Origin of the sequence: Pseudarthrobacter sp. BRE9, assembly GCF_031844305.1 — a bacterium.
Lineage (GTDB): Bacteria > Actinomycetota > Actinomycetes > Actinomycetales > Micrococcaceae > Arthrobacter.
Genome location: NZ_JAUZUY010000014.1, coordinates 1 through 20,907 on the forward strand (window position 1 = coordinate 1; position 20,907 = coordinate 20,907).

Here is a 20,907-nt window from a genome sequence, read left to right on the forward strand (position 1 = left end):
TTGCACAAAATTTGAAACCAGCTAAAAACACTGCGCCGACCACGGGGTGGCGGCACAGCAAATTCAACCAATTTTTATAAAAAATCGGTATCAACAAACTTGGCACACTATTGAGTTCTCAAACAACAGACACATTCGAATATTCCCGAAACAATTCAAACAAATGAATTACTATTTCGTATTTCTTCGCTGCGATGTTTCAATCTTATTTCATTCATTCTCGCTTTTGCAAATCCGGTTGTTTTCCCGGAATTCACTCTGTCGGAATGAATCCGCCCAGCCAAAAGTGAAGCATTTCTTCAACCCACGCTCTGCGTGACCAAGAATTGCTTCTCATTAGTTGGGGGGTTTGTCGCCACTCAGCGGCGGCGACTCAGAAAACAATACACGCCCCTCCACTGCCGCGCAAATCGGCTGCGAAGGGGCGTGCATGCAGGATCCGAAGGTGCTAGGGAACCAGCACCTCAACAGTCGCCAGGTTTTTCTTGCCCCGGCGCAGGAGCAGGTACTGGCCGTGCAGAAGTTCGGACTCGGAGATCACGGCCTCCGGATCAGAGACCTTCTCGTTGTTCACGTAAGCGCCGCCTTCACCCACTGTCCGCCGGGCGGCGGACTTGCTTTCCGAAAGACCGGATGCCACCAGCAGGTCAATGATCCCCATCCCATCAACCTGCACGGTGGCGGAAGGAAGTTCGGAGGTGGCAGCCTGCAGGGTTGCCTTGTCCAGGGCGGCAAGGTCGCCGTTCCCGAAGAGTGCGGCGGAAGCAGCGATGACCTTTTCGGTGGCATCCACTCCGTGCACCAGCGAGGTCACTTCAAAGGCCAGCTTCCGCTGTCCCTCCCTGGCAAAGGGCCGCTCGGCCACGGAAACCGCGATCTCTTCGATCTCGGCGCGGGTCAGGAACGTGAACACCTTGAGCCGGTCCACGACGTCGGCGTCGGCCGTGTTGAGCCAGAACTGGTAGAAGGCGTAGGGGCTGCACATGCCGGCGTCCAGCCAGATGGCGTTGCCCTCACTCTTGCCGAACTTGGTTCCGTCAGAGTTGGTGATCAAGGGAGTTCCCAGGGCGTGGACGCTGTTGCCCTCCACCTTGCGGATCAGCTCCGTACCGCTGGTGAGGTTGCCCCACTGGTCCGAGCCGCCGGTCTGCAGGACACAGCCGTAGTCGCGGTAAAGCTGCAGGTAGTCCATGCCCTGCAGGATCTGGTAACTGAACTCCGTGTAGCTGATGCCCTCATCCGAGTTCAGGCGCGATGCCACGGCATCCTTGCGCAGCATCGTTCCCACCCGGAAATGCTTGCCCACCTCACGCAGGAAGTCGATGGCGCTCAGCGGCGCCGTCCAGTCCAGGTTGTTCACGATCCTGGCAGCGTTGTCACCCTCGAAGCTGAGGAAGCGGCTGACCTGGGCCTGGAGGTAGCCAACCCACTCCGCCACCGTGTCCTTGGTGTTCAAGGTACGCTCCGCCGTCGGACGGGGATCGCCGATCATGCCGGTGGAACCGCCCACCAGTCCGAGTGGTTTGTGCCCGGCCAGCTGCAGCCGCCGCATGACCAGGAGCTGTACAAGGTTTCCCAGGTGCAGGCTCGGCGCGGTGGGATCGAACCCGCAATAGTACGTAACCGCCCCGTTGGCGAGGAGCTTTTCGAGCTCTGCTTCATCGGTGGATACATGGACCAGCCCACGCCACTTCAGTTCCTGCCAAATGTTGGCGAAAGTGGGGTCGTTGCGCTGCGGTTCGAGGATGTTCAGTTCTGGCACGCTTCCTAAGTTAGCAGTAACACCCAGCGCCGGGTCAGTCGGCAATCCCGGCAGGCACGGGTTGCGAGGCAATCAGCCGCAGGCGCTGCGTGGCGCGGGTCATTGCCACGTACAGGTCCCCTACCTTGCCGTGCTCGTGGTTGAGCATGACGGACGGTTCCAGGACCACGACGCCGTCGAATTCCAGGCCCTTTGCCTCACGCGGGCTGATCACCACGATGTCCTGTTCGTAGCTGCCGGCACCGATTCCGATGCGGCGCCCGTATACGGCGCGCAGGGCTGACGTGGCCTCCGGCAGGAGGTCACCGTCGGCGATGACGGCGAGCAGGCCGCCGTCGAGCGCGTCAATTTCTTCGGGGAGGAGCTCCACAAGGCGGCTGACCACCGCGCCCGGTTCCACTTCGTCGATGATGGGCGACCAGCGCCCCTCGCGCACGGCCTTGGGCGCGGAAACAACGAGGCCCGCGGCGTTGGCCATCCTGACGGCTGCTTCGGCAATCTGGGAGGGCGTGCGGTAATTGACGGTCAGCTCCTCCAGCTGCCAGCGGTCACCGAACATCGGGGCCAGCGCGCCCTGCCAGGAGTTGGCACCAGCCACGGAACTGGTCTGCGCGATGTCGCCCACAATGGTGAAGGACTTCAGCGGGCAGCGGCGGACCAGCAGCCGCCACTGCATGGGTGAGAGTTCCTGCGCTTCGTCCACCACGATGTGCCCGAAGGCCCAGGTGCGGTCGCTCGTTGCGCGTTCCGCGGCCGTCTGCCGGGCTTCCTGCTCCCGGTTCTGCTCGGCAAGTTCCTCCGCGGTCATCAAGGGGTCCACGCCGGCGGCCTCCATGTTGACCAGGGTCTGCTTGGCGTTGGCCAGGTCGCGGGCACGGTCATGCTCCTGCTGGGCCAGTCCACGCCCGGCAGCGGGGTCCAGCTCACCAAGCAGTTCAGCGGCTTCGTCCAGCAGCGGCACGTCGGATTCGGTCCAGGGGGCGTCCGCGGGACGCTGCAGCAGGGCCCGCTCGGCCGGGGTCAGGTTGGGGGTACAAAATTCCAGTATCTCCGGCTTGCTGAACAGATCGGAGATCAGCTTCTCGGGCGTCATGGGCATCCAGCACAGGTTCAGTGCGATCCGCACATCCCGGGCGGTCCGCACGTCCTCGGCAAGGTACGAGCGGTCCGCGTTGTTGCCGAGGCTGCCCGCTTCGACGAGCTCCGTCATCTGTTCGGTCAGCTCGCGCAGCAGGATCTTCACGAACGTCACGCGTGCCTCGTTGTACGGCTTCCCGGTGGCGCGCGCACGTTCGCGTGCACGCCGGACCTGCCGGGGCGTCAGGGTGAGCTTGCGGCCGTCGACTTCGAGGATCCGGTTCTGCGCGGGGACGCGCATGCGGTTGGAAACGGCGTTGGCCACGATGGCAGCCATGTCCAGGCGGCCCTTGATGGCGGCCACGTCCGCATCGGCTTCCGGAACGGCATTGATGCCGGGCATCAGGCGGCCCACACTGGCCATGACGACGCCGGTCTCGCCGAGCGAGGGCAGCACCCGTTCGATATATTTCATGAACGACGACGACGGCCCCACCAGCAGCACACCTGCACTTTTGAGGCGGTCACGGTGGGTGTAGAGCAGGTAGGCGGCACGGTGCAGGGCGACGGCGGTCTTGCCGGTGCCCGGCCCGCCCTGGACCACGACGGCGCCGGAAATGGAGGACCGGATGATCCGGTCCTGTTCCGACTGGATGGTGCTGACGATGTCGGACATGCGGCCGGTCCGCTTGGAGTTCAGGGCAGCGAGCAGGGCGCCCTCGCCCTGCAACGAATCGTTGTCCGTGAGCATCCCCGCGTCCAGGACGTCGTCCTCGATGGCTTTGACTTCGCGTCCCTGCAGGATCAGGTGCCGGCGGCGGCGTACGCCCTGCCGGTCAAAGGCGGTGGCCTGGTAAAAGTGGCCGGCCTCGGGTGCCCGCCAGTCCACCATCAGCCGCTGCAGGTCCTCGGTGGTGAGTCCGATGCGGCCGATGTACTGCGCTTCCCCGGAGTCCAGGTCCAGGCGTCCGAAAACCAGCCGGTCATCCACCGCATCCAGCTGCGCCAGGCGGTCCTCATAGAGCGCGGCGAACGCATCACGTTCGGAAACGTTCTGCATGGTGCCCACGGCTCCGGCGCGCCGGACCTGCGCCAGCTGGCGGCGCTTTTCCTCCCGGAGTTCCTCCAGCCGGGCATACAGGCCGGCTACATACTCCCGTTCGTGGGCCAATTCGGCGTCGAGCATCAACGTTCCCCTATCGCAAAAGACAGACCGTCCATTCTACAACCATTTCCGTTAACGCAGGTGTTACGTTGCGGCCGGCGGCGGACCTGCCGGCTGCTTCCGGATCCGGGGCTTGGCCGCCTTGTACTGGGAGACGGTGGGATCGCCGGTGAGCCAGAACCGCCAGGCGTATTCCTCCGACCCCCCGGCGCCTGCCACGCCCACCCTGGGACCGGAGCTGACGGGACCGCTGATGCCGGAGGGAAGCTCGAGGCCGAAAGGCGGCGCCAGGGCGTCCCGGCCGCTGTCCGCCGTCGTCAATCCCAGCGCTTTGGCGAGCCGCGCCGGGCCGCGGGCCAGGTCGGCCGGAGTCTTGGACGTCGGACGGCGCCGTTGCGCCAGTTCAAGGCCGTCCACCACCTCGCCCGCCCGCAGCAGCAGGGCGGACGCGACGCCGGCCGGGCCGCAGACGATGTTGGTGCAGTGATGCATGCCATACGTGAAGTAGACATAGAGGTGCCCGGCGGGCCCGAACATCGGGGCGTTGCGGGGCGTAGGACCGCGATAGGTATGCGAGCCGGGATCCGGATGCAGGGAATCCTCGGGCCCAAGGTAGGCCTCCACCTCGGTGAGCCGGATGGACACGGCGCCCTCCCGGGACTGGTGCGTCAGCACGGCTCCCAGCAGCTTCGGGGCGAGCTCGCGCGCATCCCCGGACAGGAAGCTCCTCAGCTGCCCGGCGGCGGAAGTACTTTCGTTCATTGCTTGACCTTACCCAGATGAGGGCGGCTTCAGTGCTCTGCAACGGGGCCGGCCGCCGGATTCCGGCATGCCACGGTGATGTCCGATTTCCGCTAGTAGCGGCCGCTGCAGGCTGGCAGGATGAAGGAATGGACTTTTGGCAGCGCTACCGGGCAATCGATGCCCGGGACCCCCGGTTCGACGGCCAGTTCTATACGGCCGTCCGCACCACGGGCATCTACTGCCGCCCCTCGTGCCCGGCCCGGACCCCGAAGGCGTCCAACGTGACGTTTTACGAGACCTCGGCCGCGGCACATGAGGCAGGCTACCGCGCCTGCAAGCGGTGCCTCCCGGAGGCGGTGCCGGGCACCCCGGCCTGGAACGTGCGCCAGGACGTCGCGGGCCGGGCGATGCGGCTGATCAACGACGGCGTGATCAACCGGGACGGGGTTGCCGGCCTGGCGTCGCGCCTGGGGTATTCCCCGCGCCAGCTCAACCGGATCCTGGGCCAGGAACTCGGCGCCGGTCCCCTCTCGCTCGCCCGCGCTGCAAGGGCCCAGACGGCGCGGACGCTGCTGGTGTCCACCTCCATGAAGCTGGCCGACATCGCGTTCGCCGCCGGCTTCAGCAGCGTAAGGCAGTTCAACGAAACCATCGCCGAGGTGTTCGACATGACCCCCACGGCCCTTCGCAGGACGGTCCGGCACCCCGCCGCCGGCAGCGCAACGGCCCTGACCCTGGGCCTGCCCTACCGGCCGCCGTTCGATCCGGGCATCTTCTCCTTCCTGGCGGTCCGCGCCCTCCCCGGGATCGAAGAGGGCACGCCCACCTCCTACGCCAGGACCCTGCGGCTCCCCCACGGCGACGCGCGCTTCCGGGTCGCGTACGACGGCTGCACCCGGGAACGGCAGCTCACCCTCACCGTGGGTGCGGTGGACCTTCGCGACCTTCCGGCACTGCTGAGCCGCGTGCGGCGGCTGTTCGACCTGGACGCAGACCCCGAAGCGATCGACGGCGCCCTCGCTGCCGACCCCAGGCTTGCTGCCTCCGTTGCCGGCGCTCCCGGAATGCGGCTGCCGGGGGCGCTGGACCCGCAGGAACTGCTGGTCCGCGCCATGGTTGGCCAACAGATCACGGTGGCAGCGGCCCGGACCGCACTGACCCAGCTCTCCGCGGCGGGCAGTCCCAGCCGTACGGCCGGCGAAGGACTGGACAGGCTCTTTCCCACGCCTGCCCAAATAGCCGCAGCGGGACATCTGCTGCGAGGCCCCAAGAGGCGGATCGAATCGCTCCTGCGTGCAGCCTCAGCCATGGCCGCCGGAGAACTTGAGTTCGGGTATGGGGACGACGTGGCCGGCCTGGGTGCCAAACTGCTCCCCTTGCCGGGGGTGGGACCGTGGACCGTGGGGTACATGGCCATGCGGGTCCTGGGCGCCCCGGACATCTTCCTTGCCAACGACGCCGCCGTGAAGAACGGGATCCGCGCCGTCGATAATAGTGACAACGCCCTGAGCCCTGACTTCCGGGAGACCAGCCCGTGGCGCTCCTACGCCACCATGCACCTCTGGCGGGCCGCGGCACGGCCCGCACTGACTCCAACCGTTCCCGCGAAAGGGATGCCATGAAAGCGCAACTGATGCAGCTGTCCACGCCGGACGGACCGTTCACCATCCTTGCCCGGGACGGTGTTGTCCTCGCCTCGGGCTGGACGGCAGGCCTTGCAGACCTGACCGGACAGGTCCATCCCACGCTGCGCCCGGACTCCGTCGAAGAGGTGCCAAGCCTTGGCGGGATCTCATCCGCAGTGGAGGCCTTCTACGACGGCGATCCCGCCCCGGCCATGGCAGTTCCGGTCCTGCAGCAGTCCGGCCCGTTCCGTGCCCGCGCGTGGGACGTGCTGCGCCAGGTCAAACCCGGCTCACCGGTCACGTACACCGAGTATGCCGCCCTCGCGGGCAACCCGCGTGCGGTGAGGGCGGCGGCCAGCGCCTGTGCCTTCAATGCGGCGGGACTGTTCGTTCCCTGCCACCGCGTGATCCGTACCGACGGCTCGCTGGGCGGCTTCCGCTGGGGCCTGCGCATCAAGGAGAGCCTGCTGGCCCGCGAGGCCGCCTAGTACCGCCGTGCTACTTGGGGTCGGGCATCGCCGAAGGCCAAGGCCCGAGGGCCGGAAGGTCTGTGCCGTCCCCGGCGGCGGTGGCGCGCAAGCTGTCCAGTGACGGCGTCCGGCCCGCGAGCCATGCGGCGATGTCCGTGACCATGCCGCTGACGACGACGGTGCTGCCGCCGGCGCCGAGGGCCAGAGGCGGCAGTGCCACCGGCTGCAGGACCAGCCGGGTTTCGGCCGGGATGCGGGCGGCCAGGAAGTCGAAGAGGTGGGAGCAGAATTCCCTGTTCCAGGTTTCCGGTCCCGTGCCGCTGTCCAGGTCCGCGGTATGGATGACGAGCTCGCGCCAGAGCGCCAGCCCGGCGTCGAAGATGACGCCGTCGCGGAACGCGATGCGCGTCTGCCACTCGTCCGCGCCCAGCGAGTCAAAAGCAGCCAGCGCCCGGTGCAGCGCGGCGTCGACGTCCTCCCGGTGCTGCCCAAGGCTGTGGCGCGCGGCGAGGTCGATGGCGCGGTTGCGGCCTTCCACGCCGCCGTCGTAAAGCTCCACGGTTTCGCCTCGGCGGCCGTATTCCACCTGCCGCGACAAGGCGTCGCAGATTCCCGTGAGGTGGGCCAAAAGGTGGCCGCGGCTCCAGCCGGGAAGGGTTGACGGAGCGGTTTCGCCGCCGGCGGGAATGCGGTCCAGCCCGGCATTCAGCGCGGCGCCTGCCTTATGCAGTTCAGCCAGGAGGCCGGCAGGAGAAGGAGAGGTCATGCGGCCAGCCTAGCGGAGCTAGTTTAGCCCCGGGGCCCACCGTCCGGCCCGACACGGTGCCGGACGTGGTTGCCGTCGTTGCTGGCCTGCCAGAACTCGACCTCGGTGGGCTGGAGGGCGTAGAGCTGCCAGTGCGGGTTGTCGCTGCCGTCGGCCCGGGGCCGCTCGTGCCAGTCCACGGCAGAAGCCTCGGCGGAGAGCTCAGCCACGGTGCCGACCACCCGGACCTGGCGGCCCAGGCCCGGCCAGTAAAAGTTCATGGCGGCACGTGGTTCGGCGGCCAGCTCCCGGCCCTTGCGGGAGGTGCGGGACGTGGCGAAGTGCCAGCCGTCGTCGTCAATGTTCTTCAGGATCAGCATCCGCGAGGACGGCTGCCGTCCACCGCCGGCCGCAACGCCCACCGTGGCCAGGCTGAACGCGTGAGGCTGCTGCTCCCCCGCGTCCAGTGCCTCGTCCAGCCACTGCTTGAAGAGCAGCGCCGGGTCCTGAGGTGCGTTGTCCGGGTCGAAGCCGGGCAGGTCGGAGGGGAAATCGGGAAGGGTGCGAAGGAATTTGCGGAACGTTTCGCTCATGGCGCCATGCTATCCGGGGCACCTGACGCCAAACCCAACGCCCGCTCACTTGATGCCTGAAAATCGGCACGCCCGCTCACTTTTTTAGGGAAAGTGAGCGGGCGTTGCCTCAAATCGCGCAGCAAGTGAGCGGGCGTTGCCCAAAATGGTGCAGAAAATGAGCGGGCGTTTGGCTACCCGGCGTACTCCCGCACGCCGGCGAGTTCGGCTTCCAGCGCTGCCAACTGGCGTTCGACGGCGGCCGGCGCCGTTCCGCCCTGGGAGTTGCGGCTGTTGAGGGAACCCTCGGTAGACAGGACGGTGCGGACCTCTGGCGTGAGGTGCTCCGAGATGGCGGCGTACTCCTCGTCGGTCAGGTCCCACAGCTCCACGCCGCGGGATTCCGCCTGCTTGACCGCCGCGCCGGAGAGCTCGTGCGCCTCGCGGAACGGGACGCCTTGGCGGACCAGCCATTCGGCGATGTCCGTGGCCAGTGCGAAGCCCTGCGGTGCCAGCGATTCCATCCGTTCGGTGTTGAACGTCAGGGTGGCAATCATGCCGGACACGGCCGGGAGCAGGAGCTCAAGGGTGTCGGCGGCGTCGAACACCGGCTCCTTGTCCTCCTGCAGGTCGCGGTTGTACGCCAGCGGCAGGCCCTTGAGCGTGGCCAGGAGCCCGGTCAGGTTTCCGATCAGGCGCCCTGCCTTGCCGCGGGCCAGCTCCGCCACGTCCGGGTTCTTCTTCTGCGGCATGATGGACGATCCCGTGGAGTAGGAATCGTGCAGCGTCACAAAGGAGAACTCCTTGGTGGCCCAGAGAATGACTTCCTCCGAGATCCGGGACAGGTCCACGCCGATCATGGAGCACACCCAGGCGAACTCGGCGAAAACATCGCGGGAAGCGGTGCCGTCGATCGAGTTGTGGGTTGCGGAGAAGAACCCCAGGTCAGCGGCTACCGCTTCCGGGTCGAGGCCCAGCGAGGACCCGGCCAGGGCGCCGGAACCGTAGGGCGACACGCCTGCCCGCTTGTCCCAGTCCTGGAGCCGCTGCACGTCGCGCAGCAGTGCCCAGGCGTGGGCCAGCAGGTGGTGGCTGAGCAGGACCGGCTGGGCATGCTGCAGGTGGGTGCGGCCCGGCATGGCAACACCATGGTGGGCCTTTGCCTGCTCCACCAGGGCATCCACCGTAGCCAGGACGCCGCGCGCGATGATCCGGGCATGGTCGCGCAGGAACATCCGGCCCAGCGTGGCCACCTGGTCGTTGCGGGAACGGCCGGCACGGAGCTTGCCGCCCAGCTGGGTCCCGGCACGCTCGATCAGGCCGCGCTCCAGCGAGCCGTGCACGTCCTCATCGGATTCGGCTGGCAGGTAGGCGCCGGACTCAACGTCCTCGTCCAGCTGCGTCAACGCTGCGAGCATCCCTTCCAGCTCGGCGTCGTCCAGCAGGCCGGCCTTGTGCAGCACCCGGGCATGGGCCTTGGAGCCGGCGATGTCGTAGCGTGCAAGCCGCCAGTCAAAGTGCGTGGACTTGCTCAGCGCGGCAAGCGCATCGGCGGGGCCGCCGGCGAACCGGCCGCCCCACAGTGCGCCTTCGTTGGTAGCGGACGCCATCTACTGACCCGCGACGCGGATGTCGCGGCCGGAGGCAACCTTGGCGGACATGCCCCACAGCTCAATGAAGCCCTTGGCCTGGGACTGGTCGAAGGTGTCGCCGGTGTCGTAGGTGGCCAGGGAGAAGTCGTAGAGCGAGGTGTCGGAGCGGCGGCCGTTGACGATGGCCTGGCCGCCGTGCAGGGTCATGCGGATGTCACCGGAGACGTACTTCTGGGTGTCCTCGATGAAGGCGTCCAGGGAGCGCTTGAGCGGGGAGAACCACTGGCCGTCGTAGACCAGCTCGGCCCAGCGCTGGCCAACGGTGGCCTTGAAGCGGGCCTGTTCGCGCTCGACGGTGATGTCCTCGAGGTGCTTGTGTGCCGTGATCAGTGCCATGGCGCCCGGGGCTTCGTAGATTTCGCGGGACTTGATGCCCACCAGGCGGTCCTCGACGACGTCGATGCGGCCCACACCTTGGGCGCCGGCACGGCGGTTGAGTTCCTTGATGGCCTGCAGCGGGGTGACCTTGATACCGTCGATCGCTACCGGAACGCCGGCTTCGAAGGAGATGGTGACCTCATCCGGTGCCGGCGGGAACTCCGGGGTTGCGGTGTAGTCGTAGATGTCCTTGGTGGGGGCGTTCCAGATGTCCTCGAGGTAGCCGGTTTCCACCGCGCGGCCCCAGACGTTCTGGTCGATGGAGTACGGGTTCTTCTTGGTGGTCTCGATGGGCAGTCCCTTTTCCTCGGCGAAGGCGATGGCCTTGTCGCGGGTCAGGGCGAGGTCGCGGACCGGTGCGATGCACTTCAGGTCCGGGCCCAGGGTCTGGATGCCCACTTCGAAGCGGACCTGGTCGTTGCCCTTGCCGGTGCAGCCGTGGGCCACGGTTGTGGCGCCGAATTCGCGGGCGGCCTTCACCAGGTGCTTGACGATGACCGGGCGGGAGATGGCGGACACCAATGGGTAGTGGCCCTGGTATAGGGCGTTGGCCTTCAGGGTGGGCACGCAGTATTCGTTGGCGAACTCGTCCGATGCGTCAGCCACGTAGGCCTCGACGGCGCCGCAGCCCAGGGCGCGCTGGCGGATGGTTTCCAGCGATTCGCCGCCCTGTCCGACGTCCACCGCCACGGCGATGACCTCGGCACCGGTGGCTTCACCGATCCAGCCGATGGCGACGGACGTGTCCAGGCCGCCGGAGTAGGCCAGCACAATGCGTTCAGTCACTTTAGATGCTCCTTGTTGGGGGTTTGGTGGTTGTTGTCTTCAAGCTTATTGCCCGGCTTCCTCGGCCATTTGCAGGAAGCGGGCCGCGAGGTCCGGGCCGCCCAGCGGGTCGCGGGAAACCAGCAGGACGGTGTCGTCGCCGGCGATGGTGCCCAGGATGGACGGCATCACCGAGTGGTCGATGGCCAGGGCCAGGAAGTTCGCGGCGCCGGGCGGGGTGCGCAGGACGGCGATGTTGGCAGAGGCTTCAGCGGTGACCAGCAGTTCGCTGCAGAGCCGGGCCAGCCTCGCGTCCAGGATCTCCTGCGTCACGCCGCTCTTGGCCGCACGTTCGCCGCCTTCGCCGGGAACGGCGTAGACCAGGACGCCTTCCTTGCCGCGGACGCGGACGGCGCCCAGTTCCACCAGGTCGCGGGACAGCGTGGCCTGGGTGACCTGTACGCCGTCGTCCGCCAGCAGCGCCGCAAGCTCAGCCTGGGAACGCACGGACTGCCCGGTCAGGATGGCGGTGATGCGTGCCTGCCGGGCGGTCTTGGTGGCCGGGCTGGTGCCCGCGGAGGACGGCTGGGCGGACACTAGAACGTGCTCTCTCCGGTGCCTTCGACGGGGGAAAGGCCATCAACGAAGGCCAGGCCCGACCGGTGCATCAGCCACGCCATCAGCGCCTTCTGGGCGTGCAGCCGGTTTTCCGCCTCGTCCCAGACAATGGACTGCGGGCCGTCGATGACGTCGGCGGAAATCTCGTAGCCGCGGTAGGCGGGGAGGCAGTGAAGCACGACGGCGTCATCCGCAGCCAGTGCCATGGCGTCCGAGTCGACGGAGTAGTCCCGGAACAGCTGGAGCCGGGCTTCCTTCTCGGCTTCCTGTCCCATCGATACCCAGGTGTCAGTCGCGACGACGTCGGCGCCCTTCAGCGCTTCCTTGGCATCGGTGGTGATGAGGACGGAACCGCCGGTTTCAGCCGCGCGTTCTTCTGCCGCCGCCACGATCTCTGCGGCCGGCAGGTAGCCCTCCGGCCCGGCGATCCGGACGTGCATGCCGGCGGTGACCCCGGCCAGCAGGTAGGAGTTGGCCATGTTGTTGGCGGCGTCGCCCAGGTAGCTCATGGTGAGCCCCTTGAGGCTGCCCTTGTGTTCCTTGACAGCCAGCAGGTCCGCCAGCAGCTGGCACGGGTGGTAGTCATCGCACAGGGCGTTGATCACCGGGACCCTGGAGTTCTCCGCCATCGCCACCAGGCCGGCATGCGCGCCGGTCCGCCACACAATCGTGGAGACCATCCGTTCGAGTACCTTTGCGGTGTCCTCCACGGATTCCTTGTGCCCGATCTGCGCCTCGCCGGGGTTGATGATCAGGGCGTTGCCGCCCATGTCAGCGATGCCGGTGGCGAATGAGACGCGGGTCCGGGTGGAGGTCTTGTCGAAGATCACGGCCACGGTCTTGCGGCCGCTGCCCTGCGCGGCAAACGGCTGGACGCTGTAGGGGGCAGCCTTCATGCGGGCGGCGAGCTCAAGGACTTCGGCCTGTTCGGCGGGGCTGAGGTCGGTGTCCTTGAGGAAGTGCCGGGTAGCGGTGGTCACTGGGCGTCCTTAGCTGTCTTGAGGATTGCCGGGAATGCGGCGAGGAAGGTGTCGGCCTGCGCGGTGGTGAGGATCAGCGGCGGTGCCAGGCGGATCGTGCGCGGGCCCGGGCTGTTGACGATGAAGCCGGCATCGAGGCCGGCCTGCACGACGGCAGGGGCAACGTCGGCGTCGAGGTCGAAGCCGATCAGCAGGCCTTCGCCCCGCACCTCGGTGACGCCGTGGATCGCGGCCAGCGCGGAGCGCAGGTACTCCCCCACCGCCGTGGCATTGGCCAGGACGTTCTGGCTTTCCAGGGCATGGAGGGTGGCGAGGGCGGCTGCCGTGGCAACCGGGTTTCCACCGAACGTGGTGCCGTGCTGGCCGGCGGACAACAACGACGACGTCTGCTCACCAAAGGTGACCAGCGCACCGATGGGGAAGCCGCCGCCCAGGCCCTTTGCCAGGCTGACAGCGTCCGGCATGATCCCGGCGTCCTCACTGGCCAGCCATTTACCCGTGCGGCCGATGCCGGTCTGTACCTCGTCGAGGATGAGCAGGGCACCAACCTTGCTGGTCGCCTCCCGCGCAGCCTTCAGGTAGCCCGGCGGCAGCGGGCGGACACCGGCTTCACCCTGGATCGGTTCCAGGAACACCGCGGCCACGGTTTCGTCAACGGCCGCTTTGAGTGCCTCGACGTCCCCGAACGGGATGTGCACCACTCCGCCGGGCAGCGGCTCGAACGGCGCCCGGTAGGCTTCCTTGGCCGTGAGCGCCAGCGCTCCCATGGTCCGGCCATGGAAGGCGCCCTCGAGGGCGATGATTTTGGTCCGTTTGACCGCGCCGTCGCCGGTGTTGCGGCGGGCCAGTTTGAAGGCGGCCTCGTTGGCTTCGGTGCCGGAGTTGCTGAAGAACACTTTCGAGCCGGCGGGTGCGTGCGCCAGTTCCAGGAGTTTTTCGGCCAGCGCCACCTGGGTGGGGCTGGTGAAGAAGTTGGAGACGTGGCCCAGGGTGGCCAGCTGGCTGGCGATGACTGACGTCACGAAGGGGTGGGCGTGGCCCAGGGCGTTGACGGCAATGCCGCCCAGAAGGTCCAGGTACTCCTTGCCGTCGGCGTCCCACACCAGGCAGCCGGCACCGCGGACCAAAACGCGCTGGGGCGTGCCGAACACGTTCATCAGGGAACTGGAGTAGCGGGCCAGCCACTCCGACCCACTACCCATTCCAGTCATAACGGAAGCTTTGGCGTCCGGTCCGGCGATGGGGGCCAGGGCGTGGTCGGGCACCGCGATGGGCCCACGGACTCCGGGGTCCCCGGCCGAGCTTGCGAGGACGGGGTGAGGCTGGGGACGGGCGGGGCCCCCATCACCGGCCGGACTTACGTCAACAGTTTCGTTCATGCGATCACTTCCTCGTCCGGGACTACCTGGGTGCCGATGCCCGCCGTCGTAAATGTTTCAAGAAGCATGGAATGGGCCAGGCGCCCGTCCACGATGTGTGCCCGTTCCACGCCCTCGTCAACGGCCTTCAGGCACGCGGCCATCTTGGGGATCATTCCTGATTCGAGCCTTGGCAGCATTTTCCGGAGTTCCGAGGCCGTGAGGGAGGAGATCAGCGAGGACTTGTCCGGCCAGTTGGCGTAGAGGCCCTCGACGTCGGTCAGGATCACCAGCTTGGAGGCCCCCAGCGCCGAGGCGACGGCAGCCGCTGCAGTGTCCGCATTGACGTTCAGGACCTGGCCCGTGGGCTGGAACCGGGCAGTGCCCGCCACGCCCTCTCCGCCGTCGACAATTTCCGGGGCCACCGTGGAGATCACCGGAATGCGCCCGGCGTCGAGGATGTCAACGATGCCGGCGGGGTCTACCCCCACCACCTCGCCCACCAGCCCGAGGTCCACCTCTTCGCCGTCCACGACGGTGCCGGTGCGCACTGCGCGAAGCAGTCCGCCGTCTTCACCGGACATGCCGACGGCGTAGGGCCCGTGCGAGTTGATCAGGCCCACCAGTTCGCGGCCTACCTGGCCGGTGAGGACCATGCGGACCACGTCCATGGCCTCGGGTGTGGTGACGCGCAGGCCGCCCTTGAACTCGGACTCGATGCCCAGCCGGCCCAGCATGGAATTGATCTGGGGGCCTCCGCCGTGAACCACCACGGGGTGGATGCCCACGTGGTGGAGGAAGACGATGTCCTCGGCGAAGGCGCGGCGCAGTTCATCGTTGACCATGGCGTTGCCGCCGTACTTGACCACCATGGTGGTGCCGGCGAACCGCTGGATCCAGGGCAGCGCCTCGATCAAGGTTGCCGCCTTGTCCTGGGCGGCGGACATGCTGGTGGTTTCACGCGTCTGGGTGTTCATGTTGTCACTTTCCACAGCGGTTTATGCCCTGCGCGGGCAGTGGCTGGAGGAGCTCCTAACTGGAGTAGGCGCTGTTCTCGTGCACGTAGTCGTGGGTGAGGTCATTGGTCCAGATGGTGGCCTCGGCGTCGCCTGCCTGCAGGTCGATCTCCACCAGCACTTCGCGCGGTTCCAGGTCCACCAGGCTCCGGTCATCACCGATGCTGCCGTTGCGGCAGATCTGGATGCCGTTCATGGCCACGTTGAGCTTGTCCGGTTCGAAGGCGGCGTCCGTGGTGCCGACGGCGGACAGCACGCGGCCCCAGTTGGGGTCCTTGCCGAAGATGGCGGCTTTGAACAGGTTGGAGCGCGCCACGGAGCGGCTGACTGTTTCGGCATCGGCTTCGCTGGCAGCGTTGAATGTGCGGATGGCGATGTCATGGCTGGCTCCCTCCGCATCGGCGATCAGCTTCCGGGCCAGTTCGGCGCAGACCTGCGTCAGGCCCTCGCTGAACGCTTCGGCCGAGGGAACGGCACCGGCGGCACCGGAGGCCAGCAGGACCACGGTGTCGTTGGTGGACATGCAGCCATCGGAGTCCGCACGGTCGAAGGTGACGCGCGTGGCGTCGCGGAGGACGACGTCGAGCAGTTCCGGCTGCACCAGGGCATCCGTGGTGAGCACCACCAGCATGGTGGCCAGGCCGGGGGCCAGCATGCCGGCTCCCTTGGCGATACCCCCGATGCTGAATTCCTGGCCGTCGGCGTCGGCGCCGATGAAAAGCGCGGATTTCGGCACGCTGTCGGTGGTCATGATGGCCGTGCCGGCAGCGGGGCCGCCGTCTGTGCTGAGCGCTGCAGCAGCAGCTTCAACGCCCGGCAGGATCTTGTCCATGGGCAACTGCTCGCCGATCAGGCCTGTGGAGCAGACAAAGACGTCAGTTGCCGAGATGCCCAGCACCTCGGCCACTTTCTCGGCAGTGCTGTGGGTGTTCTGGAAGCCGGTAGGGCCGGTGCAGGCATTCGCTCCGCCGGAGTTGAGGATGACGGCGTCCACCCGGCCGTCGGAGACCACCTGGCGGGACCAGTGCACGGGGGCAGCAGCCACCCGGTTGCTGGTGAAGACGGCGGCGGCTGCCTTGGCGGGGCCGTCATTGACGACGAGGGCGAGGTCCGGGTTGCCGGAGGCCTTGAGTCCGGCAGTAACGCCGGCTGCCCGGAATCCCTGCGGTGCGGTGATGGTCACGGGGCTACTCCCTGCAGGTTGAGGCCGGCGGTTTCCGGCAGGCCGAGTGCGATGTTCATGGACTGCACGGCGCCGCCGGCAGTGCCCTTGGTGAGGTTGTCAATGACGCAGGTGACGATGACCCGTCCCGTGTGGGCGTCGAAGGCCAGCTGCATTGCTGCGTGGTTGGAGCCCTGGACGGACTTGGTCCCGGGCCACTGGCCCTCGGACAGCACGTGGACGAACGGTTCGTCGTCGTAGGCTTCGGTCCATGCCTGCCGGAGCTGCGCGGCGGTGGTTCCGGCTTTGACCCGGGCAGTGGCGGTGGTCAGGATGCCGCGGCTCATCGGAGCAAGGGTGGGCGTAAAGGAAACGCTCACTTTTTCCCCGGCTGCATTGGAGAGGCCCTGCTCGATCTCGGGGGTGTGCCGGTGGCCGCCGCCCACGCCGTACGGACTCATGGAGCCCATGACTTCGGCGCCGATCAGGTTGACCTTGGCGGCCTTGCCCGCGCCCGAGGTGCCGGAGGCGGAGACGATCACGACGTCGTCTGGCTCCAGCAGGTGCGCGGCGAACCCGGGGGTCAGTGCCAGGAGGGCGGAGGTTGGGTAGCATCCGGGAACGGCGATGCGCTTGGCGCCCTTGAGGGCTTCACGCTGGCCGGGCAACTCCGGAAGCCCGTAGGGCCAGGTGCCGGCGTGGGGCGAGCCGTAGAACTTCTCCCACGCGGCGGGGTCCTCAAGGCGGTGGTCGGCGCCGGCGTCGATGACGACTGTCCCTTCGGGAAGCTGGGCAGCGATCTCCGCGGACGCACCATGCGGCAGGGCCAGGAAGACAACGTCGTGGCCGGAGAGGTTCTCCACGGTGGTGTCCTCAAGGATGCGGCTGGCCAGTCCATGCAGATGCGGCTGCAGTTCACCGAGGCGGGAACCGGCATTGCTGTGGGCTGTGATGGCACCGATGGTCACCCCTGGGTGCCCGGCAAGAAGGCGAAGGACCTCTCCCCCGGCGTAGCCGCTGGCGCCCGAAACCGCAACAGAAATAGTCATGCTCCGACTATACAGCAATACTTATGCACTGGAGTCGATATTTATGCATGGAGCCGCCCGGTGCCTGCCACGCTTCAGTGCTTGTCGTCGGACTGCGGTGTGTCCCTAGGATGGTTTCGGCAGCCGGGGCCGGAAACGCCGGGACCCGCGAAAGGAGAGCCATGACGCACGCAATCGTCGCACGGGAGGCAGGCGGACCGGAAGTCCTTGACTACACAGAAGTTCAAACCCCTGCCCCGGGACCGGGCCAGGTGCTCTTCAAAGTGGGGGCGGCAGGTGTCAACTTCATCGACACCTACAAGCGCGGCGGAGTCTACAAAGTCCAGTACCCGTTCACGCCCGGCACGGAAGCCGCGGGCACGGTGGAGGCAGTGGGCGAAGGTGTCACCGGCTTCTCCGTCGGCGACCGGATAGCCACAGCCGAGGGCCTCAACTGTTACGCGGACTACGCCCTGGTGGACGAGGACGCCGCACTGCCGGTCCCGAAAGGCCTGGACGTCTTCACCGCCGCAGCCCTCCCCCTGCAGGGCATCACCGCCCATTACCTGGTGAATTCGACCTTCAAGGTGGAGGGTGGCCACAAGGTCCTGCTGCACGCCGGAGCCGGCGGCGTGGGACTGCTGCTGATCCAGCTTCTCAAGGCCCGGGGTGCGGAGGTTCTCACCACGGTCTCCACCGACGAAAAGGAGCAGCTGGCGCTCGACGCCGGCGCGGACCACGTGTTGCGGTACGACGGCTTCGCGGAGCGGGTCCGGGACATCACTGGCGGGACCGGTGTGGACGTGGTCTACGACGGCGTGGGGAAGGATACCTTCGACGGCTCGCTGGCCGCCCTGCGGGTCCGCGGAATGCTGGTGCTGTTCGGCGCCGCGTCAGGTCCCGTGCCGCCGTTTGACCCGCAGCGCCTCAACGCCGGGGGTTCCCTGTTCCTCACCCGCCCCACCATGGGCCATTACCTGCGGGACGCTGCGGAGCGCCGCTGGCGCTCGGACGAGGTCTTTGCCGCGGCTGCCGACGGGAGCCTGAAGGTCCGCATTGGGGCCCGCTACCCCTTAAGCCAAGCCGCCCAGGCGCACCGCGACCTCGAGGGCCGCAAGACCACCGGAAAGGTTGTCCTGGTTCCCTGACAGTCGATTCTGACGCCGGCTTCGCAGGATAAGGAAGAAGTCCCCGCACCCAATTCAAGGGGTGCGGGGACTTCCGTCGTTTGTAGGTTAACCTGCTTAGCGCTGGACGGCTCCGAAGCGTTCCGCGGCCAGGGCAACTGCCTGCTCACGCGCAGCGGAGGCTTCGTCAGCGGTGAGGGTGCGGTCAGGGGCCCGGAACCGGAGGCCGAAGGCCAGCGACTTCCTGCCTTCCTCGATCCCCTTGCCGGCGTAGACGTCGAACAGCGCCACGTCCTCCAGCAGCTCACCGGCACCTTCACGCAGGGCCGCAAGGACCTCGTCCGCGGGCACGTCCGCAGGAACAACGAGTGCCACGTCCTGGGTTGCCACCGGGAACGTCGAGATGTGGCGGGCCACAATGACGTCCGGTGCAGCTTCGAACAGTGCGTCGGCGTTGAGCTCCAGGGCCACCGAACGAGCCGGCATGTCCGATGCGGCCAGCAGCTTGGGATGCAGCTCGCCCGCGTACCCCACGGTCTCCCCCGTCCGCAGCGCGAGCCGGGCGGTGCGGCCGGGATGGAATGCCTGGTGGCTGCCTTGGCTGACCACCAGGTCGACGCCGAGCACGTCACCGGCGAGGCGGGCAACATCCAGCGCATCGGCCCAGTCCCACATCCGTGGTGTGTGGCCGGCAGCGGCCGGGGAGTCGTGGCCGGTGAGGACGGCGGCCACGTGGAACGGCTGGTCCGGGACGCCGTCGTACAGTGCATCAAGCACCTCGGCGTCAGGCTTGGCGCCCAGCGGCGGGATTGATTCGGTACCCGTCTTCCCAGCTGGCAGGAACACCAGGCCCGATTCGAACAGGGCAAGGTCGCGGAAGCCGCGCGAGTGGTTCCGCTTTGCCACCTCGATGAGCCCGGGCAGGATCGAGGTCCGCAGGAAGCCCTGCTCCTCGCTGATGGGGTTGGCCAGCTTGACCGCGCTCCGCTCCGCACCCTGTTCAGCCACGCCGAAGGTGTCGTTGGCGGCCTTGGACACGAACGGGTAGGACAGGACCTCGGTCAGGCCGGCGTCGGCCAGGGACTGGATCAGGCGCCGGCGCTGCTGCTGGACCCGGGTGAGTCCGCGGCCCGGAGGGGCCACCGGCAAAGTGGCGGGGATCTTGTCGTAACCCACCAGGCGGGCGATTTCCTCGCTCAGGTCTTCCTTGGTCTCCAGGTCGCTGCGCCACGTGGGCGGCGTAACGCTCCAGCCGCCGTCGCTCTTCTCCACGACGGCGCCCAGGTCCTCGAGGGAGGTGACGATCTGTTCTTCGGTGAAGTCGATACCGATGCGCGCAGCGGCGAAGCCGGCGGGCAGCCCGATGGTGATGGTTTCAGGTGCCGTGCCAACGTCGGTTCCGGCTTCGTCGGCGGTGCCGCCGGCGAGTTCCACAAGGAGGTCCACCACGCGCTGGGCGGCGGTGCCCGCCACCTGCCAGTCAACCCCGCGTTCGAAGCGCTTGGACGCCTCCGACGGCAGCTTGTGCCGTCGCCGCGAGCGCCCAATGGACACTTCGTCAAAGTGCGCTGCTTCCACCAGGACGTTCGACGTCGTGTCGCTCACCTCGGTGGCCGCGCCGCCCATGACGCCCGCAATGCCGATGGCGCCGGAGTCGTCGGTGATGAGCAGGTCCTCGGCGTCAAGGGTGCGTTCCTTGCCGTCGAGCGTGCTGATCTTCTCGCCTGCAGAGGCCCGCCGCACCACGATGTCGCCGGACAGCTTGTCCAGGTCGTAGCAGTGCGTGGGCTGGCCCAGCTCGAGCATGACGTAGTTGGAGATGTCCACCGGCAGGGAGATGGAGCGGATGCCTGCCAGCCGCAGCCGGGACACCATCCATGGAGGGGTGGGCCTGGTGGCGTCCAGACCGCGGACCGTCCGGGCCACGAAGCGGTCACAGCCCGGCTTGCCATAGATGGGGGCGTCGTCATTGATCTTGACGCCGTACCCGCCCGACAGCTCCGCGGGCGCGTTGACCTTCGTGGCCGGGTCCGTGAAGGCGGTACCGGTGGCGTGTGCATACTCGCGGGCCACGCCACGGATGGAGAAGGCGTAACCGCGGTCCGGGGTCACGTTGATCTCTGCGGCCTCGTCGTAGAGGCCCAGCAGTTCCATGGCGTCGGTGCCGATTTCCGGGTCCAGCCCGATGCGGGACAGCACCAGGATGCCGTCGTGGTCCTCGCCGATGCCCAGTTCGCGGACGGAGGCGATCATGCCGGCGGACAGGTGCCCGTAGGTCTTGCGCGCGGAGATATGGAAGTCGCCGGGCAGTACGGCGCCCGGCAGCGTGACGACGACTTTGTCACCCTCAACGAAGTTGTGGGCGCCGCAGATGATGCCCTGGACACCGGAGGGGTCAATCCCGTCTCCGGTGAGGGTCTGTTCCTGCCCTTCCGGGACGACGCGGACCTGGCACCAGTTGATGGTCTTGCCGTTGGTTTGCGGCTCCTTGACCAGGCTCAGGACCTGGCCCACCACGACGGGGCCCTTCAGCGTGTCCGTGGGACGGTGGACTGCTTCCTCTTCGAAGCCGACTTTGACCAGCTCGGCCATGACGTCTTCGGCCGTTGCATCGGCCGGTACGGCCGCGAATTCACGCAGCCAGGAAAGTGGGATACGCACTG

Annotated in this window: 17 protein-coding genes; 3 read left to right on the top strand and 14 right to left on the bottom strand. The window is 67.3% G+C overall.

Going from position 1 to position 20,907, the window contains the following annotated elements:
* Positions 1–448: 448 nt before the first annotated feature.
* From tyrS to Q9R31_RS19425, 3 genes are all read right to left on the bottom strand, one after another.
* On the bottom strand, positions 449–1,762 hold the full coding sequence (tyrS, locus tag Q9R31_RS19415; RefSeq protein WP_311264348.1) for a tyrosine--tRNA ligase: 1,314 nt from the start codon (positions 1,760–1,762) through the stop codon (positions 449–451).
* Positions 1,763–1,796: 34 nt separating this feature from the next.
* A complete protein-coding gene (locus Q9R31_RS19420) occupies positions 1,797–4,025 on the bottom strand; it encodes an ATP-binding domain-containing protein (protein ID WP_311264349.1) in 2,229 nt (742 codons plus the stop codon).
* 63 nt (positions 4,026–4,088) lie between these two features.
* Positions 4,089–4,766 carry a DNA-3-methyladenine glycosylase gene (locus Q9R31_RS19425; RefSeq protein ID WP_311264350.1) on the bottom strand — a complete coding sequence of 226 codons (678 nt, stop codon included), beginning with the start codon at positions 4,764–4,766 and terminating at the stop codon, positions 4,089–4,091.
* A gap of 128 nt (positions 4,767–4,894) precedes the next feature.
* Here Q9R31_RS19425 and Q9R31_RS19430 point away from each other — a divergent pair, with 128 nt between their 5' ends.
* On the top strand, positions 4,895–6,370 hold the full coding sequence (locus tag Q9R31_RS19430; protein WP_311264351.1) for an AlkA N-terminal domain-containing protein: 1,476 nt from the start codon (positions 4,895–4,897) through the stop codon (positions 6,368–6,370).
* Complete coding sequence (locus tag Q9R31_RS19435) at positions 6,367–6,861, top strand: methylated-DNA--[protein]-cysteine S-methyltransferase (protein WP_311264352.1); 495 nt, start codon at positions 6,367–6,369, stop codon at positions 6,859–6,861. Before Q9R31_RS19430 ends, Q9R31_RS19435 begins: the two co-directional genes overlap by 4 nt.
* Positions 6,862–6,871: 10 nt before the next feature.
* On the opposite strand, the gene Q9R31_RS19440 is transcribed toward Q9R31_RS19435, so the two are convergent.
* The 10 genes from Q9R31_RS19440 to argC all read right to left on the bottom strand — a co-directional run bounded on the left by Q9R31_RS19440 (position 6,872) and on the right by argC (position 17,138).
* A complete protein-coding gene (locus Q9R31_RS19440) occupies positions 6,872–7,609 on the bottom strand; it encodes a maleylpyruvate isomerase family mycothiol-dependent enzyme (RefSeq protein WP_311264353.1) in 738 nt (245 codons plus the stop codon).
* A gap of 23 nt (positions 7,610–7,632) precedes the next feature.
* Entirely contained in the window at positions 7,633–8,181 is a 549-nt protein-coding gene (locus tag Q9R31_RS19445; RefSeq protein WP_311264354.1) for a pyridoxamine 5'-phosphate oxidase family protein, read from the bottom strand.
* Positions 8,182–8,354: 173 nt separating this feature from the next.
* Positions 8,355–9,770, bottom strand: coding sequence for an argininosuccinate lyase (gene argH / locus Q9R31_RS19450; protein WP_311264355.1), 1,416 nt, complete (start codon positions 9,768–9,770; stop codon positions 8,355–8,357).
* A complete protein-coding gene (locus Q9R31_RS19455) occupies positions 9,771–10,976 on the bottom strand; it encodes an argininosuccinate synthase (protein ID WP_311264356.1) in 1,206 nt (401 codons plus the stop codon). It lies immediately after the preceding gene.
* Between the two features lie 45 nt (positions 10,977–11,021).
* Positions 11,022–11,552 (bottom strand): arginine repressor, encoded by a 531-nt coding sequence (locus tag Q9R31_RS19460; RefSeq protein ID WP_311264357.1) that lies wholly within the window; start codon positions 11,550–11,552, stop codon positions 11,022–11,024.
* Positions 11,552–12,553, bottom strand: coding sequence for an ornithine carbamoyltransferase (gene argF, locus Q9R31_RS19465; protein ID WP_311264358.1), 1,002 nt, complete (start codon positions 12,551–12,553; stop codon positions 11,552–11,554). Before argF ends, Q9R31_RS19460 begins: the two co-directional genes overlap by 1 nt.
* Positions 12,550–13,764, bottom strand: coding sequence for an acetylornithine transaminase (locus Q9R31_RS19470; protein ID WP_311264403.1), 1,215 nt, complete (start codon positions 13,762–13,764; stop codon positions 12,550–12,552). Before Q9R31_RS19470 ends, argF begins: the two co-directional genes overlap by 4 nt.
* 164 nt (positions 13,765–13,928) lie before the next feature.
* A complete protein-coding gene (argB, locus tag Q9R31_RS19475) occupies positions 13,929–14,888 on the bottom strand; it encodes an acetylglutamate kinase (protein ID WP_311264359.1) in 960 nt (319 codons plus the stop codon).
* 55 nt (positions 14,889–14,943) lie between these two features.
* The gene (argJ, locus tag Q9R31_RS19480) at positions 14,944–16,110 is read right to left on the bottom strand and encodes a bifunctional glutamate N-acetyltransferase/amino-acid acetyltransferase ArgJ (RefSeq protein WP_311264360.1); all 1,167 of its coding nucleotides are present in this window, start codon (positions 16,108–16,110) and stop codon (positions 14,944–14,946) included.
* Complete coding sequence (argC, locus tag Q9R31_RS19485) at positions 16,107–17,138, bottom strand: N-acetyl-gamma-glutamyl-phosphate reductase (RefSeq protein ID WP_311264361.1); 1,032 nt, start codon at positions 17,136–17,138, stop codon at positions 16,107–16,109. The genes argJ and argC overlap by 4 nt, the downstream gene beginning before the upstream one ends.
* 161 nt (positions 17,139–17,299) lie before the next feature.
* Between argC and Q9R31_RS19490 the strand changes: the two genes are divergently transcribed.
* Positions 17,300–18,265 (top strand): quinone oxidoreductase, encoded by a 966-nt coding sequence (locus Q9R31_RS19490; RefSeq protein ID WP_311264362.1) that lies wholly within the window; start codon positions 17,300–17,302, stop codon positions 18,263–18,265.
* 96 nt (positions 18,266–18,361) lie between these two features.
* On the opposite strand, the gene pheT is transcribed toward Q9R31_RS19490, so the two are convergent.
* Positions 18,362–20,905, bottom strand: coding sequence for a phenylalanine--tRNA ligase subunit beta (gene pheT, locus Q9R31_RS19495; RefSeq protein ID WP_311264363.1), 2,544 nt, complete (start codon positions 20,903–20,905; stop codon positions 18,362–18,364).
* Positions 20,906–20,907: the final 2 nt, after the last annotated feature.